The following is an 18,305-nucleotide window of genomic DNA, read 5'->3' as shown; positions in this document are numbered from 1 at the left end:
GGTCACCTTTTCCGCACGGGAGCCGTCAAGAAGGTGACCGCGTCGATCGAACTCGCTGCGCAGAAGAGATCAGCACCATGACGCTACCGATTGTGCGCCGCGACGCGCGCCGCGGCCACGCGGCTCGCCGGTGCGGAAATAGCTCCACCACAACGGATACAACGATGGAAAGGACCTGATTCGCATGCACACCGCATACCTGGTGATCACCCTGATCACCGTGATCGCCACCGGCGGGATCGCCGTCGCCGACCTGATCCCGGCGAAATTCGTCCTGGCAAACTCGGCCGAGGTCGGCGTGCCGCGTTCGTGGATACCGGCGCTGGGGGTGACCAAGCTGGCCGGGGCCGTCGGCCTGGTCGCCGGGCTGGTGGGTCTGCCGGCGTTAGGCATCGCGGCCGCGGCCGGCCTGGTCCTGTTCTTCGTCGGTGCGGTGCTGACTCACGTCAGGGCACACGTCCTGTACAACATCGCCTTTCCCGGCGCGTTCCTGTGCCTGTCGGCGGCGTCGCTGGCGCTGCTGGTGATCCAGCGCTACTAGCTGGTCGTGCGGGTCTTTACCGCGTCGTCCTGCTTCTTGGCAACGTCGAGCACGAAGTCCTGCGGAGCGGCGTCGTTGGGTCCGCTGTCGAACTCCAGGTCGACGACGACCTTGCCCTCGGAGAACACCACGTAGGTCACCGATTTGGTGTTATCGGGCGACGGGCCGACGACGATGATCCCGTTCGTCCCCACCGCGAACGGCTGGGGGGCACCGGTGACGTATTTGCCCAGCGACGCCGGGCGGTCCTTGGCGCCTTGGGCGGCCGAAGCCGCGTCGGTAAAGACGACGAGGAGGTCGGTGATGGTGTGGGTTTTCGAGGTGTTGCTGAAGGTCACCGCCACCCCGGCCACGCCGCCGGGGTTCTGCTCCGGCGGACCCAACGTGGTGTCGGCGCCGATGTCGGCGGCCGTGACCAGCAAGTTGGAGTAGTCGGCCAGTGGCGCGGTTCCCGAGGGCGCCGCACTCGACGCGGATGAGGATGCCGCCGAACTCGACGACGCCGCGGAGGTCGACGAGGACGTCGACGACGACGATGACGAGGAAGATGGCTTTTCGTCTTTGCCACAGCCTGTCGCGACGGTCAGCAATGCGGTGATCGCCACCCCGACGCCAACGGTTCGTACCACACTCATCGTTTGCCTCCGTCTCATGACAGCTATTTCTACGGCACCCATCAGGTCCTCGGCAATAGATGCAACGATGCGGCGCGCACCGGGTGGCGATCGCCTTGGTCCGCTCAGCCTGGAAAATAACGGATTTGATCGATCGCTTTGCCGCGTCGGCCCAGGTCGGCGAAGATAATGCCGCGACCGTGACTCGAACTGAGCGAAACGGTCACCGTGGACCCCGCACCGTTCATCTTGGTCCAGTTCGCCCGGTTTAGTTCGGTCGCGAATTCGCCGATGTCGAGCGGGTCGCTGTCTCCCAAAGTGATTGCGGCCGAAGGCGATAGCGCGTGCGCGGCGCCCAACGTATCACCACTTGCAACGGCGGCGAGGAACGTGCGCACCAGCCTCTTGTGACGTGCACCCGGCCGGCGAAGGCCGCTCATGAAGCCCGCCGTACCCGACAACCCCTGATTGCCCAGCAGATCTCGCGACAGTTGCAGGGCAGGCGATATCGCCGGCGATCCGGTCCGCAGAAACTGCAGCATCATCGCCGGCAGCTCCCAGTAGGCCCGTAGATGAGCAATCTGCCACTTGCCGTTCGCTTCTCGAAGGTCGTAGCGCAGGAACGCGGGGATGTACATGGTGACGGCCGACCCCATCGACACCTCGAGCTCGAGATCGCGCAGCACGACGGTGCCGAAGACGATGTCGAGCTCGCGATGGAATGCGATCTCGCGCGGGCCGATGAAGGTGTCGTAGAAGTGTCCGATCTGGACCGGGCCCAGGTGCGGTCGTGAGCCGACCGGGTCTTCGATACGCCCGTCCTCGGTGAACAACCCCACCCACCCGGCGCGGTCATGCGCGGCGGCCGCCCGTGGCGACCGCTCCACCGCGGCCAGCAGAGTCTCTCGATCCAGCGGCACCGCCATCAGATGCCCTCTATCAATTCGATTCCGGCACTTCGCATCTCGTCCATAGCTTGCGCGACCGAACTGGGCGCAACCGCCGCCGTGAGGTCGACCAGAACCCGGGTGCGCAACCCGTTGCGTGTCGCGTCCTCGGCGGTTCGCCGGACGCAGTGGTCGGTGGCAATGCCGACGACGTCGACCTCGTCGACGCCGCGCCGCCGCAACCACTCGAGTAGCACCGTCCCGTTCTCGTCGGCGCCCTCGAAGCCGCTGTACGCGGCGGCGTGGGCGCCCTTGCGGAATATCGCCTCAATCGGCCGGGTGTCGAGGTCGGGACGAAATTCCGCCCCCGGACTTCCGGCGACGCAGTGCGGCGGCCAGGACGACGAATAGTCCGGGTGCTCGGAGAAGTGGTCCCCCGGGTCGATATGGAAATCCTGGGTAGCCACGACGTGCTGGTAGCCGGGCTCGCCGGACAGATAGTCGTTGATGGCGCCGGCCACCTCGGCGCCGCCGGTGACGGGCACCGAGCCACCCGCGCAAAAGTCGTTTTGCACGTCGACGATGATCAACGCTCGCACGCGCTCCACCATATCGCCGTCAACTGCGGCGATGGGCGGGCCGGTTTGTTTGCCGACCACCCGGGTAACCCCCTGCCATGGTCATCCGCAGAATCGCGCGTCCCCTGTTGTCGGTTGCCTTTGTCGGCCAAGGAGTGGAATCGCTGCTCAATCCCAAGACCGCCGCGGAAGCCGCAGCACCTGCGGTGGACGGTCTGCAGGCGCTACCGGATCAGGTGGCCCGCAACATACCTGCCGACCCCCAGACGTTCGCCCAGATCACCGCGGGTGTTCAGATCGTGGGCGGATTGCTGCTCGCCACCGGCAAGATGCCCCGCGTTGCCTCGGCCGCACTCGCGTTGACGGTGCTGCCGGCGAACCTCGGCACCTACTCCTTCTGGACCGAGACGGACCCGGAGCGCAAAGCCGAGCTGCGTCGCGGGTTCTTGAAAGATCTGAGCCTGTTGGGCGGACTGATGATCGCGTCCGCCGATACCGCGGGCAAGCCGTCGCTGGGATGGCGCGGCCGCCGGGCTGCCGAGCGTCTGTCCGACCGGGTGTCCTCGGGGGTACCCGGATCGGACGACACCGACTTCGGCGAGCTCGGCGAAAGAATCGCGCACGGACTCCAACTCGGCGCCGAGCGCGGTCGCGAACTGGCCAGCACGGCGGCCGAGCGGGGCGCGCCGTACGCCGAAGCCGCCCTGGGCCGCGGCCGCGAATTGGCCAGCGCCGCCGCCGAACGTGGTGCACCCCTTGCGGAAAAAGCGCGCAAGCGGGGCGAAAAGCTGGCCAGCACGGCCCGGGTACGCGGTGAGGAACTGGCCGAAACCGCGCGCACGCACAGCAGCCAATTGGCCGACGCGGCGCGCGAACGAGTCGGCGGTCAGATCAAGACCCGTCGCCGCAAGCGTCCCTGGTAATCGGCTAGCTCGTCAGGAAGGTGTCGACGATCGCGTCGACACTTCGGCCGATATCGACGGTGACCCCGGGCTCGTCGTCACCCAGCGGTTCCAAGGCGTCGAATTGCGAACGCAACAACGCGGCCGGCATGAAATGGTCCGGCCTGGCCGCCAACCGCGCGCCGATTTGCTGCGGTGAGCCACTCAGGTAGAGGAACTCGGTGCGCGAGCAGTGTGCGCGCAATTGGTCGCGGTAGGCGCGTTTGAGCGCCGAGCAACTCATCACCCCACCGTCGCGGTGACCGGCCAGCCACTCCCCGACTCGTTGCAGCCACGGATGGCGATCGTCGTCGTTAAGCGGTTGTCCGGCAGCCATTTTGGCGACATTGGACGGCGGATGCAAATGATCGGCGTCGACGAAGGGCACGCCCAGCCGTTGTGCGAGTGCGGAACCCACCGTCGACTTGCCCGATCCGGACACACCCATCACCACGATGGGCGACGCCGCGGCGGTCGGCACCGCCTAGCTCTGTCGCGCGAGGTTGCGGTTCCATTCCATCCAGCCGACGCCGGTGCGGCCGTCCGCGGTGTCGATACTGACCCAGGCGCGGGCGAACTCGCTCACCTGTCCGTCGGGGCCGGTTAGGAGCACCGGGGCGTGGCCGTGGATATCCACGTCGCCGCTGATCGCACCCGGATCGAGACTAAGCGTCATCTTAAGAGGTAAACCGTTGGCGCCGAAGGAACGTGGGTTGGTCACGGTGTGGAGTTCGGTGACGTTTGCCTCGGAATCCTGGATATAGCCGATACCCACCGGAGGGACATTCGGGATGTTGATATCCAATCCGTGCAGGTGGGTGCCATCGCCGAGGTGCAGCGCGCTCCACATCCAATCCATGCTCCACCAGTCGCGGACACCCCACGAGTGATCACGCTGTCCCGCAACGGAATCCATGCGGTAGGTGGTGTCGCCAACGGTGACGGTTCCCGTTACGGTGCAAGGGATTTCGTAGCGGGTGGTTATCCGGTATTTGTACGGGGCACCGTCGGTGGTCCACACCAGATTCATCGTGATGTCGACGGGCGTTCCCGCTTCGCCACGCAATATCGCCGACGGGTCCGCGTAGGACTGACCCTGTGCCCGCACGTCGACACGATAGGTCTGCAGCGCAGCGCCGGCGGAGTGCCTGATTTCGAAGGCATCGGTGGACAACACCCACGGGTCCTCCGGTAGCGGAACTTCGTAATCCAGCACGGCCACGGTCGGGAGGTCGGGTCCGCACAGCAGCACCTGCACCCACGCGGCCTGCTGGTTGGCGACCAGACCGATCCGGAACCAGCCGCCGAATCCCTGTGCCGCATCGACGAAATCGGCGTACCAGCTCTCACTCCACAGCGGTTCGCCGGTCGGGGCATGTGCGAGTTCGTCGTCGTCCGATGGCCGCAGCGGCTCGGGTGCCACCGCATTCGGCAGCGTCGCCAGCGCGTCGGTATCGAGCACGTGGTCGCAGTGCCGCGCGAGCATCGTCATGAACATCTGGTCGCCGCGCTCGGTGCGTTCCACCAGCATCGATGAAACGATCGCCATCATCACGCCGAAAAAGGCTTGTCGGCGAACACCTTCGGTGATGTCGGCGAACGTGATCGGCGCGTTCGGCCCGAGCGCCTCGTGGTAGGCCCGCAGCAACGCGTCGTAGTGCGCCCGGCGATCCGCCGTCGGCAGTGCGCAGCCGAGGAAATACGCCAGGTCGGTCAATGGCGGACCCCAGGAGACGGTCTGCCAATCGACGACGGTCAGTGCGCGGTCGGCCCGCTGGGCGCCGAACAACATGTTGTCCAGTCGGTAGTCGCCGTGAACCAGGCCCTGGATCGTGTTGCGCTGCGCTTCGGCGGCCAAATACGCGTCGAAGGAGCCCACCAGGCGCTCGCACACCAGGCGGTGCGCCGGAGCGATCTGGTCGCCGTAACGCTCGAGAAAGCCCGCGTACAGCGGGGCGATCATGCCTTGGTTCAGCGGAGTGTCGCGATTGAGCCACGGCGCCTCGGCCAGCGAGGTGTCACCGAGCAGGGGGCCGTGCAGCCGACCCAGCTCGACGACCCCGATCGCGGCCTGTTCTATTGTGGCACCGGCGATTTCGTTGCCAACGACCGCGGGAACCGCATCGCCGAGTAGCAGATCGAAGACTCCCGTCGAGGTGTCGATCGCGGCGTGATAGCACGGCGCGATCGGGCCGCCCAGGCGTGGCGCGATATCGCCGTAGAAGCGAACCTCGCGCTCGTAGAGGCCCAGCGCCAACCCGGTTTGCCGACTCACCGGATCGCTGGCGGCGACCTTCAGCACCACCGACTCGGGCCCCGCGGCGCCGTCGCGGTAGCGCAGGCGCACGCGGTAGCACTCGCTCATCTGGCCGGTGCCGATGCGTTCGGTTTCGAAGTCGGCGACCTCTCCGGCACCGATCGCGGCGGTCAGCCACGAGGCGGTCAGATCACTGGGTCGTTCGATTGGCTGGGTCTGCATTGACGTCCTCTGCCGAATTTTCGCTGACGATTTAGCGTGCCACGTCAGCGTGCCAGGTCACTGCGCCAATGAGAAGCCTGCCCAGGCCATCCGGCGATGCGGGTGCGGATCGAATTCGACGCGGGACTTGCGGTCGAAGACGAAGACGGCGCGGTCGTCGAAGGTGTAAGCGGGCCAGTCGTCCCCGGGCACCCCGGTTCGACTGAACGCTCGCCAACGACGTTGCACCTGATTGCTCACCTTGAGCGCGGCGCGCTGGTCGGCTGCGGCAGTCAAGAACGCGCCGAGCCGGGTGCGATAGAAATCGAAGACGGCCAGCAGTTCGGTGGCGTGCGTGGCACCCAACCCCGACCAGCGCAGCATCCGCGGTGCGTAGTCGTAGCGGTACAGGTAGGTGGGCGCGTGGCCGCAGTGCGCCTCGGCGATCTGCCAGGCCGCCGAGCTGAACGCGAAGTCGCCACCGAGCTGGATACACGCCTCCGACGATGGGTAACCCGGATAGGCGCCGGTAATGCGTTCTCGGACAGCCGGTTCCAGGTCGGCCAACAACTCTTCGATCATCGTTTTGTTGGTGGGCAGCATTTTGAGGAATCGGGTGAACAACCGGCCCTCGTCGGCGTTGGTACCCACGATGAGCGGGAGCCGATGCGCCCGGCCGGACTCCATCGCCTCGACGGGATCTTCGGGCAGAATGTCGTCGCCGATGACCGGTCCGATCGGGAAGGCGCCCAGCTTGCTCTCCATGCCCTGTTCGATCAGGCGATTTTGGGTTTCCACGAGCTGGGCCGGGGACACCTGCATCAAAGTGGCGGCGGCGTCCTCGGGCCGCGCGCCCAGCAAGTTCGCGAATCGTGTCGCGAACTGGGCCGAAATCTCCTTCGACCGCACCAGCCCGGACGCCGGACTTTCGGCGATCGCCCGGGCGAACAGACCCCCGGCGGCCGGCACGGCCAACAACGTGGCGGCGATGCAGGCGCCCGCACTTTCACCAAAGATGGTGACGTTGCCGGGATCGCCACCGAATCCGGCGATGTTGTCCCGAACCCACTGCAATGCCATCACCACGTCGCGCAGGTACAGGTTGCTGTCGATGGTGACGTCCGCGGTGGACAGGGACGACAGGTCGAGACATCCCAGCGCGCCCAGCCGGTAGTTGACCGATACGTACACGCAACCGCTGCGGGCCAGCGCCGCGCCGTCGTACAGCGGGACCGCCGAGCTGCCCAGGATGTACCCGCCGCCGTGAATGAAGACCATGACCGGCAGCGGTTCATCGTGACCCGATTCCGGCGCGACGACGTTGAGGGTGAGGCAATCCTCGCTCATCGGCTGGTATCTGCCTCCGTAACCCGAGAGGCCGAGCAACGTGTAGCGGCGCTGCTGGGGCGCGCAGTTGGTGAACCCGTGGCAATGTCGCACCCCCGACCACGGCTGCACCGGCTGCGGCGCCCGGAAGCGCAGCCGCCCGACCGGCGGCCGTGCGTAGGGAATGGATCGCCAGCGGTTGACGCCATCGCGGGTGAAGCCCTCGACGATGCCGTTGGCGGTGCGTGCGCGGATAGTGCGCTCGTGCATACGCCGACGGTAGCCGACACTACATATGTAGGGCGCGCGGAGCGGCTAAATCCGCGCTGTGACGGATAGCCTGTCGGGATGCGAATGGCCGCGTTGGTCACACTCTCGGTACTGGTTGCCGGATGCTCGCACAGCGGCGGGGGCCAGTCGGCGCGAAGCCAGACCCCGAACACGACGGCGGTGTCGGGTTTCTCCCCGACCACCACGGTCTCGCCGGGGAGTAAACCGCCCGGGCCGTCGGCCCCGCCCGCCGCCGGCGCGCCGATCTCGGACGTCATCGCGTGGATCGAAGCAGGTCATCCAGCCGATCCCGCCCGCTATCACGCCGTCACCCGCGACGGCGTCACCACGCAGCTCGGTAACGACGTCGCCTTCACCGTGGCGGCCAGCCCTCCTGGCCGCCCCGTCGCGTGTGCGACGGATTCCGCGCACACCGGTGGCACGCTGACCTGTCTGGTCGATCTGGCCAATCCCCCGCCCCGGCCGGAGACGGCCTACGGCGAATGGAAAGGCGGGTGGGTCACCTTCGACGGGACGAATCTGCAGGTCGGAGCGGCCCGCGCCGACCCGGGTCCGTTCGTCAACGGCAACGGCGCCGAGTTGGCGGCCGGGGACACGTTGTCCTACGACGACTACCGCTGTCGCGCCGACCAGGCCGGCTTGTTCTGCGTGAACTACGCCCGCCAGTCGGCCGCCAGGTTCGGCGGCGCCGGGATCCAGCAGTTCGGCTGCCTGCGGTCGGTGCCGCCGCCCGATGGGATCGGGATCGCGTTCGGCTGCTGAGGATTTTTTGGCGCGGCGGCGGTGTTCATTACCTCAAACCGCGACGAGGAGTACACCCGTGCCTACCGCAATTCCCACCGTCGAACTTGGCGACGGGCTTACCGTCAGTGCGATCGGGTTCGGCGCGATGGCGCTGACCCCGGTCTATGGCGAGGTCGACGACGCTGAATCGCTTGCCACCCTGCACCATTGCCTCGACCGGGGCGTCACCTTCATCGACACCGCAAACATCTACGGCGGCGGGGAGAACGAACGGCTGATCGCCAAGCTGCTGGCGGAACGTCGCGACGAGGTCACTCTCGCAACGAAATTCGGTATCGCCGGCAGCCCGTTGGCGGGTTCTCGAGCGGTACGCGGCGACGCCGCGTACGTCCACGAGTGCATCGACGAAAGCTTGCGACGGCTGGACACCGACGTCGTCGACTTGTACTACATGCACCGACGCGACCTCGATGTCCCGATTGAAGAGACGGTCGGCGCAATGGCGGAGCTGGTATCGGCCGGCAAGGTGCGGCACCTCGGATTGTCCGAGGTGACAGCCGATGAGCTGCGCGCGGCGGTCGCGGTGCACCCGATCGCCGCCGTGCAAAGCGAATGGTCGGTGTGGAGCCGCGACGTCGAGCGCAACGTCGTAGCGGCCGCCGCCGAACTGGGCGTCGGATTCGTGCCGTATTCGCCCCTGGGACGCGGCTTCCTCACCGGTACTGTCCGCTCCACCGCGGATTTGTCCTCACCGGCCGACTTCCGAAGCAGGATGCCGCGGTTCGCCCACGACGCCCTGGACGCCAATCTGGCCGTCGTGGACGTGGTGACCTCGATCGCGGACGCACAGGGCGCCACCGGCGCGCAGGTCGCGCTGGCCTGGCTGCGTCACCGCGGCGAACAGTTGGGCGTCATCAGCGTGCCGATCCCGGGCACCCGCCGGGCAGCACGAGTCGACGAGAACGCCGGTTCGCTGAACGTGACCCTGACACCGGAGCAGTTGGCGGCGTTGGATTCTGCCGGTTCGGCGGTTTCCGGTGACCGCTTCGAGGACCTCAGCTGGGTGTCGGCGGGGCGCGAGTGACGCCGTTAGTTCGCTTGCTCGGCCATGATCGTCGCGAAGAGTTCGGCCATCTCGTCGGCGGGTCCACCGGGAACCGTGTATCCGGCTTCGTCGCGGATCTCGGCCAGGTGATCCCGCACATCCTCGATGGACAGGCCGGGATTGTAGAAACCCTTCGTCCGACCGATGAAGAATCGCGAAACATGGCCTGCACCAACGGTATAAACCTCTCCCGACACCGGGCAATCTCGGTGGGTCAGGAACGCGACCACCGGAGCCACCAGCGCGGGATCCAGCTTCTTGAGGTACTGGCTGGTCAGGTCGTCCAGCACCGCCCGCGCCGCCGCGTCGGCCGGGGGTGCGGCACCGTCGATCGAGTGAGTCAGCATCCGCGTGTAGGCGATCGGGGCGACGGCGTTGACCTTGATGTTGTGGTCGGCGCCCTCGGCAGCCAGCACGCGGGTAAAACCGAGTAGCCCGGTCTTGGCAGACCCATAGTTGCTCATGCCGACATTGCCCAGAAGTCCCGCCGCCGAGGTCGTGTTGAGTATTCGCCCGTAACCCTGCTCGCGCATCGCCTTCCACGCCGGCCGTGTCACATGGAACGCGCCCCGCAGGTGCACGTCCAACAGCGGTTCGAACACCTCGGCGGTCATATCCGCGAACGGTGCATCCCGCACGATTCCGGCATTGTTGATCACGATATCGACGCGACCCCAGGCGCTCAGGGCGGTATCGATAATCGCTTGCCCCCCTTCGGGACTGGTCACGCTGTGGCTATCCGGGACGGCCTGACCGCCGAGCTCGCGAATCTCGTGGGCGGCGGCGTCCGCCGCTTCGGTGCTCGAGCCGTCCCCGGTCACCGAGCCGCCGATGTCGTTGACGACGACGCGCGCACCACGGGACGCCAGCAACAACGCGTACTCCTTACCCAAACCCCCGCCGGCGCCGGTGATGACGGCAACCTGATCGTCGAACCGCAACTGACTCGTGGACATCGTCACCAACTCACCGGAAGTTCTTTCATGCCATAGATATCGGCCTCTTTGAATTTCAGTTCATCCGGAGCTACCGCCAGCCTCAGCCCGGGCAAACGCCTCGCCAATGTGGTGAACGCCGACTGCATTTCGACGCGAGCGAGATTCGCCCCGATGCACTGATGCACGCCATAGCCAAACCCCAAGTGACCGCGGGTATTCCGCTCCACATCGAAGAATTCCGGATTGTCGACGAAGTCAGCGTCCCAATTCCCGGCCGGAATATTCATCAAGACCATGTCGCCGGCCTGGATCAACTGACCGCCGAGTTCGAAGTCCTCGGTCGCCACCCGGTCCACCTGACTGTGCACGATGGACAGATAACGCATCAGTTCTTCGACGATGTTGGCGACGACGGCGGGATCGTCGGACTCCCCGAGTCGCTTGAAGATCTCGGGACGTTCCAGCAGCGCAACCGTTCCCAGCGAGATCATGTTGGCGCTGGTCTCGTGGCCGGCGACCAGCAGCGTCATCCCGGAGAACGCCGCGGTCTCGCGGTTGAGCTGGCCCGTCACGACATAGTCGGCAACCAAGCGGCCGATCAGGTCGTCAGCCGGATCCCGTTCCTTGCGCCCCACCAATTCCAGGAGGTAGCCGAACATCGCGGCACCGGCCTGTGCCTTTTCGTCGTCGGATGCCCTCGTATCCAGCCCAACCGCGGTGTATTGCTGGAAGGACGCGAGATCCTCGGACGGCACCCCCAGCAGTAGCGCGATTACCAGGGACGGCACCGGCAAGGCGAAGTCGCGCACCAGGTCGGCCGGCGGCCCGTTACGGATCATGACATCAAGATGATGATCGACCAATTCCTGGATCCGGGGCCGCATCGCTTCGCAACGCCGGAAGGTGAAGTCGCCGGTCAGCATGCGCCGCAACCGATGATGCTCGGGGTCGTCGACCCGGGCGAACATGACCGGCGTGTTGTCCGTGTTCTTCTGCCTCAGGTATTCGGGGATGGTGTCGGCGGACAGACGCGGGTCGACCAGGGCCGCCCGGATGTCGTGGTACCGGCTCACCACCCAGGCCGGTCGGCCGTGGTACATGACCCGTCGCAGTCCGGGTTCCTGGCGCCAGTCGACGAATTCGGCCGGCGGATGCAGCGGGCAGTGCGCGGCACGCGGTACGGGGATCACCGGAAGATCCATGTCGGAGCTCAGATCGGTTGACATCAACGGTGTTTCGTGATCGTCGAGTTCGTGTGCCAGCACGAGTTCATCGTCACCAGCTCACCGGGAGTTCTTTCATGCCATAGATGTTGGCGTGCTTGAAGCTCAACTCGTCCGGCGATACCGCCAGAGTGAGGCCGGGCAGCCGGCGCGCCAGGGTGGCGAACGCGACCTGCATCTCGACGCGGGCCAGGTTCGCGCCGATGCACTGGTGCGCACCGTACCCGAAGCCCAAGTGCCCGCGGGTGTTTCGGTCGACGTCGAAGCTGTCGGGGTTGTCGGCGTAGGCGGCGTCCCAGTTGCCGGCGGGCAGGTTCATCATCACGAACTCCCCGGCACGAATCAGCTGACCGCCGATCGTCAGGTCTTCGGTGGCCACCCGGTCGACCTGGCTGTGCACGATCGTCAGGTAGCGCATCAGCTCCTCGACGATGTTCGCGATGACGGCGGGATCGTCGGTTTGTCCGAGTCGCGCGAATACGTCGGGATGTTCCAGCAGCGCAACGGTTCCCAGCGAGATCATGTTGGCGGTGGTCTCATGGCCGGCCTGCATCATGATCACGGCGTTCATCGCCGTGGTGGCGTGGTCGAGCTCACCCTTTGCCACGTATTCGGTGAGCAGCCGGCTGATCAGGTCGTCGCCGGGTTCGCGTGCTTTGCGCTCGACCAACTCCACGATATAGGCGTACATCGCCCCGAAGGCTTGGCCCTTCTGCTCGTCGGAGGACCTCTGGTCCAACCCCACGGTGGTGTGGTGCTGGAAGATCGCGAGGTCTTCCGGCGGGACTCCCAGCAGCAGCGCGATCACCAATGACGGTACCGGCAAGGCAAATTCGAGCACCAGATCGGCCGGCGCGCCCTTCTCGATCATCCGGCCGAGATAATGGTCGACCGTGTCCTGGATTTGCGGTCGCATCGATTCGCAACGCCGGAACGTGAAGTTGGTGGTCATCATGCGCCGCAATCGCTGATGCTCGGGATCATCGGCGCGCGCGAACATCACCGGGACCTTGTTGTCGGCGTCCTTCGGCATGATGGAATCCGGGATCGTCTTCGCGGACAGGCGCGGATCGACCAGCGCCGCCCGGATGTCCTGATAGCGGCTGATCACCCAGATCGGGTTGCCCTGAAACATCGCCTTTCGTAACCCGGGCTGCTCCCGCCAGTCCGCGAACTCGGCGGGTGGCGCAAGCGGGCACCGCGCGGCCCGCGGAACGGGCAGCACGGGAAGATCGGCGTCAGAGCAGACTTCGGAAGTTGTTGACATAACCTGCGTTTCCCATTAAATGTCAGCGTTCTGCCAGTTATAGAGCCTAGAGCTACACCTGTTGGCAGTCAACTCTCAGTTAGGCTGTCACGATGACCGCGGTTGAAGACCGGCCGTTGCGGGCAGACGCGGCGCGCAACGTCGAGCGCATCCTGCGCGCGGCGCGCGAGGTCTATGCCGAGCTGGGGCCCGACGCCTCGGTCGAAGCGGTCGCACGCCACGCCGGCGTCGGTGAGCGCACCCTGTACCGCAGATTTCCGGCGAAGGCCGATCTGGTGCGGGCCGCGCTGGATCAATGCATCGCCGAGGACCTCACGCCGGTGATCGACAGCGCGCGGCGCAGCGAAGACGCCCTGCGTGGCCTCACCGAACTCATCGAGACGGCCATATCGCTGGGCGCCCGGGAGCAGAACCTCCTGATCGCGGCGCAGCGGGCCGGATCACTGACCGCCGACATCTCCGACTCGTTGCTTGACGCCCTCAACGAACTTGTCCGCCGGGGCCAACAGTCCGGCATCGTCCGCGCCGACCTGGTCGCCGAGGACCTGCTTCGCCTGATCGGCATGCTCTACAGCGTGCTGTCCACGATGGAGGCGACCAGCGACGGTTGGCGACGCTATCTCGCGCTCATTCTCGACGCGATATCTACCGGCGAGCGAAAGCCGCTGCCTCCCGCGCCTCCTCTGCAGGCCTCCGAGCCGAACAGGTGGCCGCTGTAGGCGGGTTCAGTTGATCGTCACCCCGGCGTCGACCTTGAACTCCAGCCCCGTCACGTACCGGGATTCGTCGGACAGCAAGAACAGCACGGCGCTGCTGACGTCGGCGGGCTCCACGGCCGGCGTGGGCATCGCGTTGACGAAGATGGGAATCAGGTCGGACCGGTGCTCACCCAGCAGTGGTCCGAACGACGGCGGAACCATCCCGGTCGGCACGCCGGTGGGAAGCACGGTATTGACCCGCACGTTTTGTGCCGCAAGTTCATTCGCCAGAGCCAGGGTCAGGCCGACGACGCCGTGCTTGGCCGCCGTGTAGGGCGTCTGCAGCGGAAACCCTTTGATGGCACCCGCCGAGCTGATGTTGACCAGGCTGCCTCCCCCTTGGTTGAGCAGGTGCGGTATCGCGGCCGCGCAGGTGTTCCACACGCCGATCAGGTTGACGTCGACCACCGTGCGCCACTGATCGCCCGTTGTCCCGTCCCACGGCGCCACCGTCAAGACACCGGCGTTGGCCACCGCCCCGTCCAGTCCCCCCAGCTCGGCTGCACCCTCATCGACCACGGCACGCAGTAGCGCCTCGTCACGAACATCGACAACACGACTAACACAGCGGCGGCCGAAATCCTTTACCAGTCTCGCCGTTTCGGCCAGATCGTCTTCCGTGGCCAAGGGATACTCGATCTGCGGCAAGGATCGACAGATGTCGACCAGGATGAGATCCGCACCCTCCTGCGCAAGCCGCAACGCATGGCCGCGCCCCATGCCGCGGGCGGCGCCGGTAATCAGAATGCGTTTACCGGCAACGCGCACCTAGTGCTCACTCCACATCGCACCGCGCATCGTCGCGGACAGCGGAATGTCCTCCACCGCGACAAGTCCCTGCGGCGCGCGACACACCCAGTCGATCGCATTGACGGCACGCCCGGCCGTCGAGATGCAGCCGGCATCAGTGGAATCGAAAAGCGGATGGGAGACGTGGGTGTTGATTTCCACGCGCGGTTCGCCCTCCACGACGACACGATGCACGCCGGTATGCCCCTCGGGCGGGAACTCCCAGTCCGGCGCCGCGGCGTTGGTGAGCCTGGTGACGTGCTCGAGCGTGATCACCGGCTTGCCGTCACGCACGCCCTCGGTGGCGAAGCGCACCGCGCCCATCTGCCCCGGCTCCACCGTCATCATCGTGCAGTCGATTCGTTCCGGCGTGTACCACGGTTCGACGCGCTGGCGCACTTCGTCGAGTTTGATGTCGAGATGGTCGGCCAGACTTCGGACCTGGCCGCCCCACATCGACACGATCACCCCGGGCAGAAACATCATCGGCGAATCGTCGTCTTCAGTTGTTCCGAAACCCATTGCGGCGCCGGTGAACTCGGCATCGTCGTAATTTCCGTAGTCGAAGATCTCCTGGACGGTGATCGAATCCACCCGGGTAGTCAGGCTGACCGCCGAGTGCACCAGCGTATCGCCGGAGAAGCCGGGATCGATGCCGTTGACGTAGAGCGAGGTGTTGCCGGCGGCGCAGGCGCGCTGCAGGGGCTCGCGCAGCCAGTCTTCGGCGTGGTGCGGCGTGACCAGCCAGACCATCGACGTACCGACGACGTTGGTCCCCGCGGCGAGGAACCTCGACATCTGCTCGATCGCTTCCAGCGGCCGCGTCTCACCCTGAGACGTGTAAACCACGCAGTCCGCGCCCAGGTTCACCAGGGCGTCGATATCGTCGGTGGCGACGATGCCGGTCGGTGCGTCGAGTCCGCACAGCCGCGCCGCATCCTTTCCGACCTTGTCGGGGCTGGCGGCGTGCACGCCGACCAGTTCCAGATCTGGACGGCCGATGATCGCCCGCAACGAATGCCGGCCCACGTTTCCGGTGGAGAATTGAATGACTCTGCGCACTGTTACCTCATCCTTCCCGTGGACGATACTGTATCGCTTTCAGTCCCCGGGCGGCTTAATAGTCGGGTATCGGCAGCGGCGAATTGTTCGAGTCGATGCCGCCGTCGACGTGGAACGTCGCGTTCGTCGCGTAGCAGTCGCGGGTGGACAGATACACCGCGAGCCGCCCCAGGTCCTCGACATCGCCGAGGCGATGCAGCGGCGTGGCCTCCTGCATCTTTTCCAGCGACCCCGGCATCATGTCCAGGCTGCCCTTCAGGCCGTCGGTGGCGAATGAACCTAACGCGATGGCGTTGACGCGGATCTTCGGCGCGAGTTCCTGTGCCATCGCGCGGGTGAGCGCTTCGAGGCCACCCTTCGCGACGCAATAGGCCGTCAGTGCCCGGATGCCGAACCGCGCCGAGCCCGACGAGATGTTGATGATGGAACCGTGCCCGGCACTGAGCATGTGCGGTGCCACGAGCTGACTCATGATGAAGGCAGAGGTCACACACCAGTCGAAGGTGTGCCGGAAATCTTCGTCGGTGATATCCAGAAACCGCGCGTAGGTGGAACCCCCGACATTGTTGACGAGAATGTCGATGCGGCCGAAGCGCTCCATCGCCGTATTCACGACGCGCTCTCCGTCGGGACGACTCATCGCGTCCGCGACAAGCGGCAGTCCCGTGCCACCCGCGGCCTCGATACCTTCAATCGTGCCAACGATATCCGCCTCGGTACGCGCGGTGCCGACGACCGTGGCCCCGGCCTCCGCCAACACCCGCGCGATGCCCGCCCCGACGCCCTTCCCCGCTCCCGTGACGATCGCGACCTGACCATCCAGCCGGAACTGCTCCAACGCCATGCCGAGCTCCTTTGATCGTGTGTGACGTCCGCGCAGTTCAATCTATGAATCTTGCTGACTAAAGTCAATGAATATGTGGGGTGGTTGCCTGCCATAATGAGGATGGGCCGACAATCATCAAGTTATGCAAGCCTTTTTAGCGGTCACACGGCATAATGGTGTGGTTAGCCTCGATACTCTTACATGAGTCGGGTCAACTGTAAGGAAATGAAATGGCTGTCACGGATCGGGTGTCTGCGCGAGAAGCCAAGCGCTTACAGACGCGAGAGCGCTTGATGGGCGCCTCAATCGCGGAGTTCGCCCGCGCCGGGATGGCCGAGGCCGACGTCAGTGCGATCGTCGCCGCCGCCGGAGTCGCCCACGGAACCTTCTTCTTCCACTTCCCCACCAAGGAACACGTGCTGCTGGAGCTCGAGCACCGCGAAGAGGCGCGCATTGCCAAACAGTTCGCGCAATTCTTGAAGTCCGAGCACAACCTCGCATCCGCCCTGGACGAGGCGGTTCGCCTGGTGGTCGGATTGGAACATCGACTGGGCTATCTGCTCTTCAATGACTTTCTTGCGCTGCACTTCTCACAAACCCGTCCGCCTACCGAAGACGGCCGGGACCACCCCTTGGTCGTGTTGGTCGCCCAGGAGATCGCGCTGGCTCAAGAACGCGGCGAGGCGGACCCGCAAGTCAATCCCATGAACAGCGCGGTGTTCTTCCTACTCGGGCTCTACGCACTGTTGATCACCACGAACCATTGGCCGACCGGCCACACCCTGCTGGAAGATTACGTCGCCAGGAATTTACGCAGTCTTCGGCCGTGACGCCGGCGCGTCATGGTCGTATCACGCCGCGCAGCGGCATCAGTCCCAGTTCGTTGTGGGACATGAACCCCGGCGCCGCGTCGCAGACAGCGGGAATCGCATTCGCGGGGCCCATCGCGGTCCAGGTGTAGCCGGGCAACGCGTAGCCACCGTCCGGGTCCTGAGCCCCTTGCAGAATCAGCTCGGTGGACGAATCGCCCTCGATCACGATGCGGTAGTGATAATGCTGCGGCCAATCCTCTTGTGGTTCAATCGCATCGAACGTGTCCATCGTGTAGATCTCGTGAAAGACGACCAGCGGCTTGGCGTCCACCCACGCCGTCCATTTGTGATGCTGGCGGGCGACGGTACCCTTCTCGATCACGCCCTTGAAGCCCGGCATGTCGCTGGTCTCGGATCCCTCGAACGCGATGTCACGCGTGGCGACCCCGAGCTCCACCTCGGTCGTGTACTTGTCGACCGTCTTGCCCATGCCTTCCACGATCATTGCCATCGACTGGGCGAACAGCGGCCACGCTTGACCCAGTAGATTCGGGCCGTCCTCGAACCCGGCGGGATCGCTGCCCATCCCCATCTCGTGCAGGTACTTCAGGGTGTCCCTGCCGAAATTCACGACTTCGTAGATGTGGATGGTGTCGATTTGGCTGACAATCCGGGCCAGCGTCAGAACGAGCAGGTCCCCCGCGAATCCGGGGTTGATGCCGCCCGCATGGAACGACGTACCGCCCTCCAGGCACGCGGCGTGGATCTTGTCGATGTCCGCTTGACTGTGTTCGGTTCGATACCACCATGCGCCGCCCGATGCGACCACGTTCTTCCCACCGCGCAGCAGGCGGCAGACTTCATCGGGGTCAGACCACAGTGGCGCGTAGAACACGCAGTCGGCATCAATAGCTTCGATGGTCGCCTTGTCGTCGGTCGCCAGCACTCCGGTCGGCGGCTTGCCGCAGAGCTCGCCGGCATCCTTGCCGACCTTTTCCGGACGATTGCAGAGCACTCCGACCAGTTCGTAGGCCGGGTTGTGGGCAAAATGTCGCAGCGCCACTGTCCCGACATTGCCTACGCCCCATTGAATTACGCGATACTTCCGCTCGGCCGGCGGCTTTCGCGTCACTGTCTTCTCTTGG

General features: G+C 65.4%; 19 protein-coding genes. 6 read left to right on the top strand and 13 right to left on the bottom strand.

Features of this window, described 5'->3' with window-relative positions:
• Positions 1-184: 184 nt before the first annotated feature.
• A complete protein-coding gene (locus G6N55_RS01575) occupies positions 185-541 on the top strand; it encodes a DoxX family protein (RefSeq protein ID WP_085220335.1) in 357 nt (118 codons plus the stop codon).
• On the opposite strand, the gene G6N55_RS01570 is transcribed toward G6N55_RS01575, so the two are convergent.
• From G6N55_RS01570 to pncA, 3 genes are all read right to left on the bottom strand, one after another.
• The gene (locus G6N55_RS01570; protein ID WP_163667128.1) at positions 538-1,176 is read right to left on the bottom strand and encodes a hypothetical protein; all 639 of its coding nucleotides are present in this window, start codon (positions 1,174-1,176) and stop codon (positions 538-540) included. The two genes, G6N55_RS01575 and G6N55_RS01570, sit on opposite strands and share 4 nt — an antisense overlap.
• 104 nt (positions 1,177-1,280) lie before the next feature.
• Positions 1,281-2,081: a ketosteroid isomerase family protein gene (locus G6N55_RS01565; RefSeq protein WP_085220336.1), complete on the bottom strand. Its 801-nt coding sequence runs from the start codon at positions 2,079-2,081 to the stop codon at positions 1,281-1,283.
• Positions 2,081-2,641, bottom strand: a complete 561-nt coding sequence (gene pncA / locus G6N55_RS01560) for a pyrazinamidase PncA (RefSeq protein WP_163667125.1) — start codon at positions 2,639-2,641, stop codon at positions 2,081-2,083. The genes G6N55_RS01565 and pncA overlap by 1 nt, the downstream gene beginning before the upstream one ends.
• A 77-nt stretch (positions 2,642-2,718) precedes the next feature.
• On the opposite strand from pncA, the gene G6N55_RS01555 reads away from it, so the two are divergent.
• Positions 2,719-3,543 carry a DoxX family protein gene (locus G6N55_RS01555; RefSeq protein ID WP_085220337.1) on the top strand — a complete coding sequence of 275 codons (825 nt, stop codon included), beginning with the start codon at positions 2,719-2,721 and terminating at the stop codon, positions 3,541-3,543.
• A gap of 4 nt (positions 3,544-3,547) precedes the next feature.
• Here the strand turns inward: G6N55_RS01555 and G6N55_RS01550 are convergent, their stop codons facing one another.
• The 3 genes from G6N55_RS01550 to G6N55_RS01540 are packed head-to-tail and all read right to left on the bottom strand — an operon-like array spanning position 3,548 to position 7,615.
• Positions 3,548-4,009 (bottom strand): gluconokinase, encoded by a 462-nt coding sequence (locus G6N55_RS01550; RefSeq protein ID WP_085220581.1) that lies wholly within the window; start codon positions 4,007-4,009, stop codon positions 3,548-3,550.
• Positions 4,010-4,045: 36 nt separating this feature from the next.
• Positions 4,046-6,040, bottom strand: coding sequence for a DUF7064 domain-containing protein (locus G6N55_RS01545; RefSeq protein WP_085220338.1), 1,995 nt, complete (start codon positions 6,038-6,040; stop codon positions 4,046-4,048).
• A gap of 57 nt (positions 6,041-6,097) precedes the next feature.
• Positions 6,098-7,615 (bottom strand): carboxylesterase/lipase family protein, encoded by a 1,518-nt coding sequence (locus tag G6N55_RS01540; protein ID WP_085220339.1) that lies wholly within the window; start codon positions 7,613-7,615, stop codon positions 6,098-6,100.
• 78 nt (positions 7,616-7,693) lie between these two features.
• Here G6N55_RS01540 and G6N55_RS01535 point away from each other — a divergent pair, with 78 nt between their 5' ends.
• Both G6N55_RS01535 and G6N55_RS01530 read left to right on the top strand, forming a co-directional pair.
• Positions 7,694-8,398 (top strand): hypothetical protein, encoded by a 705-nt coding sequence (locus tag G6N55_RS01535; protein ID WP_085220340.1) that lies wholly within the window; start codon positions 7,694-7,696, stop codon positions 8,396-8,398.
• Between the two features lie 58 nt (positions 8,399-8,456).
• Positions 8,457-9,464 carry an aldo/keto reductase gene (locus G6N55_RS01530; protein WP_264002018.1) on the top strand — a complete coding sequence of 336 codons (1,008 nt, stop codon included), beginning with the start codon at positions 8,457-8,459 and terminating at the stop codon, positions 9,462-9,464.
• A 5-nt stretch (positions 9,465-9,469) separates the two neighbouring features.
• Here G6N55_RS01530 and G6N55_RS01525 read toward each other — a convergent pair whose 3' ends face one another.
• Genes G6N55_RS01525 through G6N55_RS01515 form a run of 3 tightly spaced genes read right to left on the bottom strand, consistent with a single transcriptional unit; the run spans position 9,470 to position 12,913 of the window.
• A complete protein-coding gene (locus G6N55_RS01525) occupies positions 9,470-10,441 on the bottom strand; it encodes an SDR family NAD(P)-dependent oxidoreductase (protein WP_085220342.1) in 972 nt (323 codons plus the stop codon).
• A gap of 2 nt (positions 10,442-10,443) precedes the next feature.
• The gene (locus G6N55_RS01520; RefSeq protein WP_085220582.1) at positions 10,444-11,649 is read right to left on the bottom strand and encodes a cytochrome P450; all 1,206 of its coding nucleotides are present in this window, start codon (positions 11,647-11,649) and stop codon (positions 10,444-10,446) included.
• A gap of 49 nt (positions 11,650-11,698) precedes the next feature.
• Positions 11,699-12,913: a cytochrome P450 gene (locus G6N55_RS01515; RefSeq protein WP_085220343.1), complete on the bottom strand. Its 1,215-nt coding sequence runs from the start codon at positions 12,911-12,913 to the stop codon at positions 11,699-11,701.
• A 92-nt stretch (positions 12,914-13,005) separates the two neighbouring features.
• Between G6N55_RS01515 and G6N55_RS01510 the strand changes: the two genes are divergently transcribed.
• Entirely contained in the window at positions 13,006-13,632 is a 627-nt protein-coding gene (locus tag G6N55_RS01510; protein ID WP_085220344.1) for a TetR/AcrR family transcriptional regulator, read from the top strand.
• Between the two features lie 6 nt (positions 13,633-13,638).
• On the opposite strand, the gene G6N55_RS01505 is transcribed toward G6N55_RS01510, so the two are convergent.
• The 3 genes from G6N55_RS01505 to G6N55_RS01495 are packed head-to-tail and all read right to left on the bottom strand — an operon-like array spanning position 13,639 to position 16,366.
• Entirely contained in the window at positions 13,639-14,439 is an 801-nt protein-coding gene (locus tag G6N55_RS01505; protein ID WP_085220345.1) for a mycofactocin-coupled SDR family oxidoreductase, read from the bottom strand.
• Positions 14,440-15,522: an NAD(P)H-dependent amine dehydrogenase family protein gene (locus tag G6N55_RS01500; RefSeq protein ID WP_085220346.1), complete on the bottom strand. Its 1,083-nt coding sequence runs from the start codon at positions 15,520-15,522 to the stop codon at positions 14,440-14,442.
• A gap of 55 nt (positions 15,523-15,577) precedes the next feature.
• Positions 15,578-16,366, bottom strand: coding sequence for an SDR family NAD(P)-dependent oxidoreductase (locus G6N55_RS01495; RefSeq protein WP_085220347.1), 789 nt, complete (start codon positions 16,364-16,366; stop codon positions 15,578-15,580).
• 212 nt (positions 16,367-16,578) lie between these two features.
• Here G6N55_RS01495 and G6N55_RS01490 point away from each other — a divergent pair, with 212 nt between their 5' ends.
• Positions 16,579-17,178: a TetR/AcrR family transcriptional regulator gene (locus G6N55_RS01490; RefSeq protein WP_085220348.1), complete on the top strand. Its 600-nt coding sequence runs from the start codon at positions 16,579-16,581 to the stop codon at positions 17,176-17,178.
• Between the two features lie 10 nt (positions 17,179-17,188).
• Here G6N55_RS01490 and G6N55_RS01485 read toward each other — a convergent pair whose 3' ends face one another.
• A complete protein-coding gene (locus G6N55_RS01485; RefSeq protein ID WP_085220583.1) occupies positions 17,189-18,292 on the bottom strand; it encodes an NAD(P)H-dependent amine dehydrogenase family protein in 1,104 nt (367 codons plus the stop codon).
• Positions 18,293-18,305: the final 13 nt, after the last annotated feature.

The sequence above is a fragment of the Mycobacterium florentinum genome, assembly GCF_010730355.1.
Lineage (GTDB): Bacteria > Actinomycetota > Actinomycetes > Mycobacteriales > Mycobacteriaceae > Mycobacterium > Mycobacterium florentinum.
The sequence above is the reverse complement of the archived record's forward strand: the minus strand, read 5'-3'. Positions and strand labels throughout refer to the sequence as shown.

Excerpts from the sequence above, each read along its gene's own strand:
- G6N55_RS01515 (WP_085220343.1), bottom strand. The coding sequence starts at position 12,913 with ATGTCAACAACTTCCGAAGTCTGCTCTGACGCCGATCTTCCCGTGCTG.
- G6N55_RS01575 (WP_085220335.1), top strand. The coding sequence starts at position 185 with ATGCACACCGCATACCTGGTGATCACCCTGATCACCGTGATCGCCACC.
- G6N55_RS01510 (WP_085220344.1), top strand. The coding sequence starts at position 13,006 with ATGACCGCGGTTGAAGACCGGCCGTTGCGGGCAGACGCGGCGCGCAAC.
- G6N55_RS01545 (WP_085220338.1), bottom strand. The coding sequence starts at position 6,040 with ATGCAGACCCAGCCAATCGAACGACCCAGTGATCTGACCGCCTCGTGG.
- G6N55_RS01490 (WP_085220348.1), top strand. The coding sequence starts at position 16,579 with ATGGCTGTCACGGATCGGGTGTCTGCGCGAGAAGCCAAGCGCTTACAG.
- G6N55_RS01565 (WP_085220336.1), bottom strand. The coding sequence starts at position 2,081 with ATGGCGGTGCCGCTGGATCGAGAGACTCTGCTGGCCGCGGTGGAGCGG.
- G6N55_RS01570 (WP_163667128.1), bottom strand. The coding sequence starts at position 1,176 with ATGAGTGTGGTACGAACCGTTGGCGTCGGGGTGGCGATCACCGCATTG.
- G6N55_RS01525 (WP_085220342.1), bottom strand. The coding sequence starts at position 10,441 with ATGTCCACGAGTCAGTTGCGGTTCGACGATCAGGTTGCCGTCATCACC.
- G6N55_RS01550 (WP_085220581.1), bottom strand. The coding sequence starts at position 4,009 with ATGGGTGTGTCCGGATCGGGCAAGTCGACGGTGGGTTCCGCACTCGCA.
- G6N55_RS01555 (WP_085220337.1), top strand. The coding sequence starts at position 2,719 with ATGGTCATCCGCAGAATCGCGCGTCCCCTGTTGTCGGTTGCCTTTGTC.
- G6N55_RS01495 (WP_085220347.1), bottom strand. The coding sequence starts at position 16,366 with ATGGCGTTGGAGCAGTTCCGGCTGGATGGTCAGGTCGCGATCGTCACG.
- G6N55_RS01535 (WP_085220340.1), top strand. The coding sequence starts at position 7,694 with ATGCGAATGGCCGCGTTGGTCACACTCTCGGTACTGGTTGCCGGATGC.
- G6N55_RS01540 (WP_085220339.1), bottom strand. The coding sequence starts at position 7,615 with ATGCACGAGCGCACTATCCGCGCACGCACCGCCAACGGCATCGTCGAG.
- G6N55_RS01520 (WP_085220582.1), bottom strand. The coding sequence starts at position 11,649 with ATGTCAACCGATCTGAGCTCCGACATGGATCTTCCGGTGATCCCCGTA.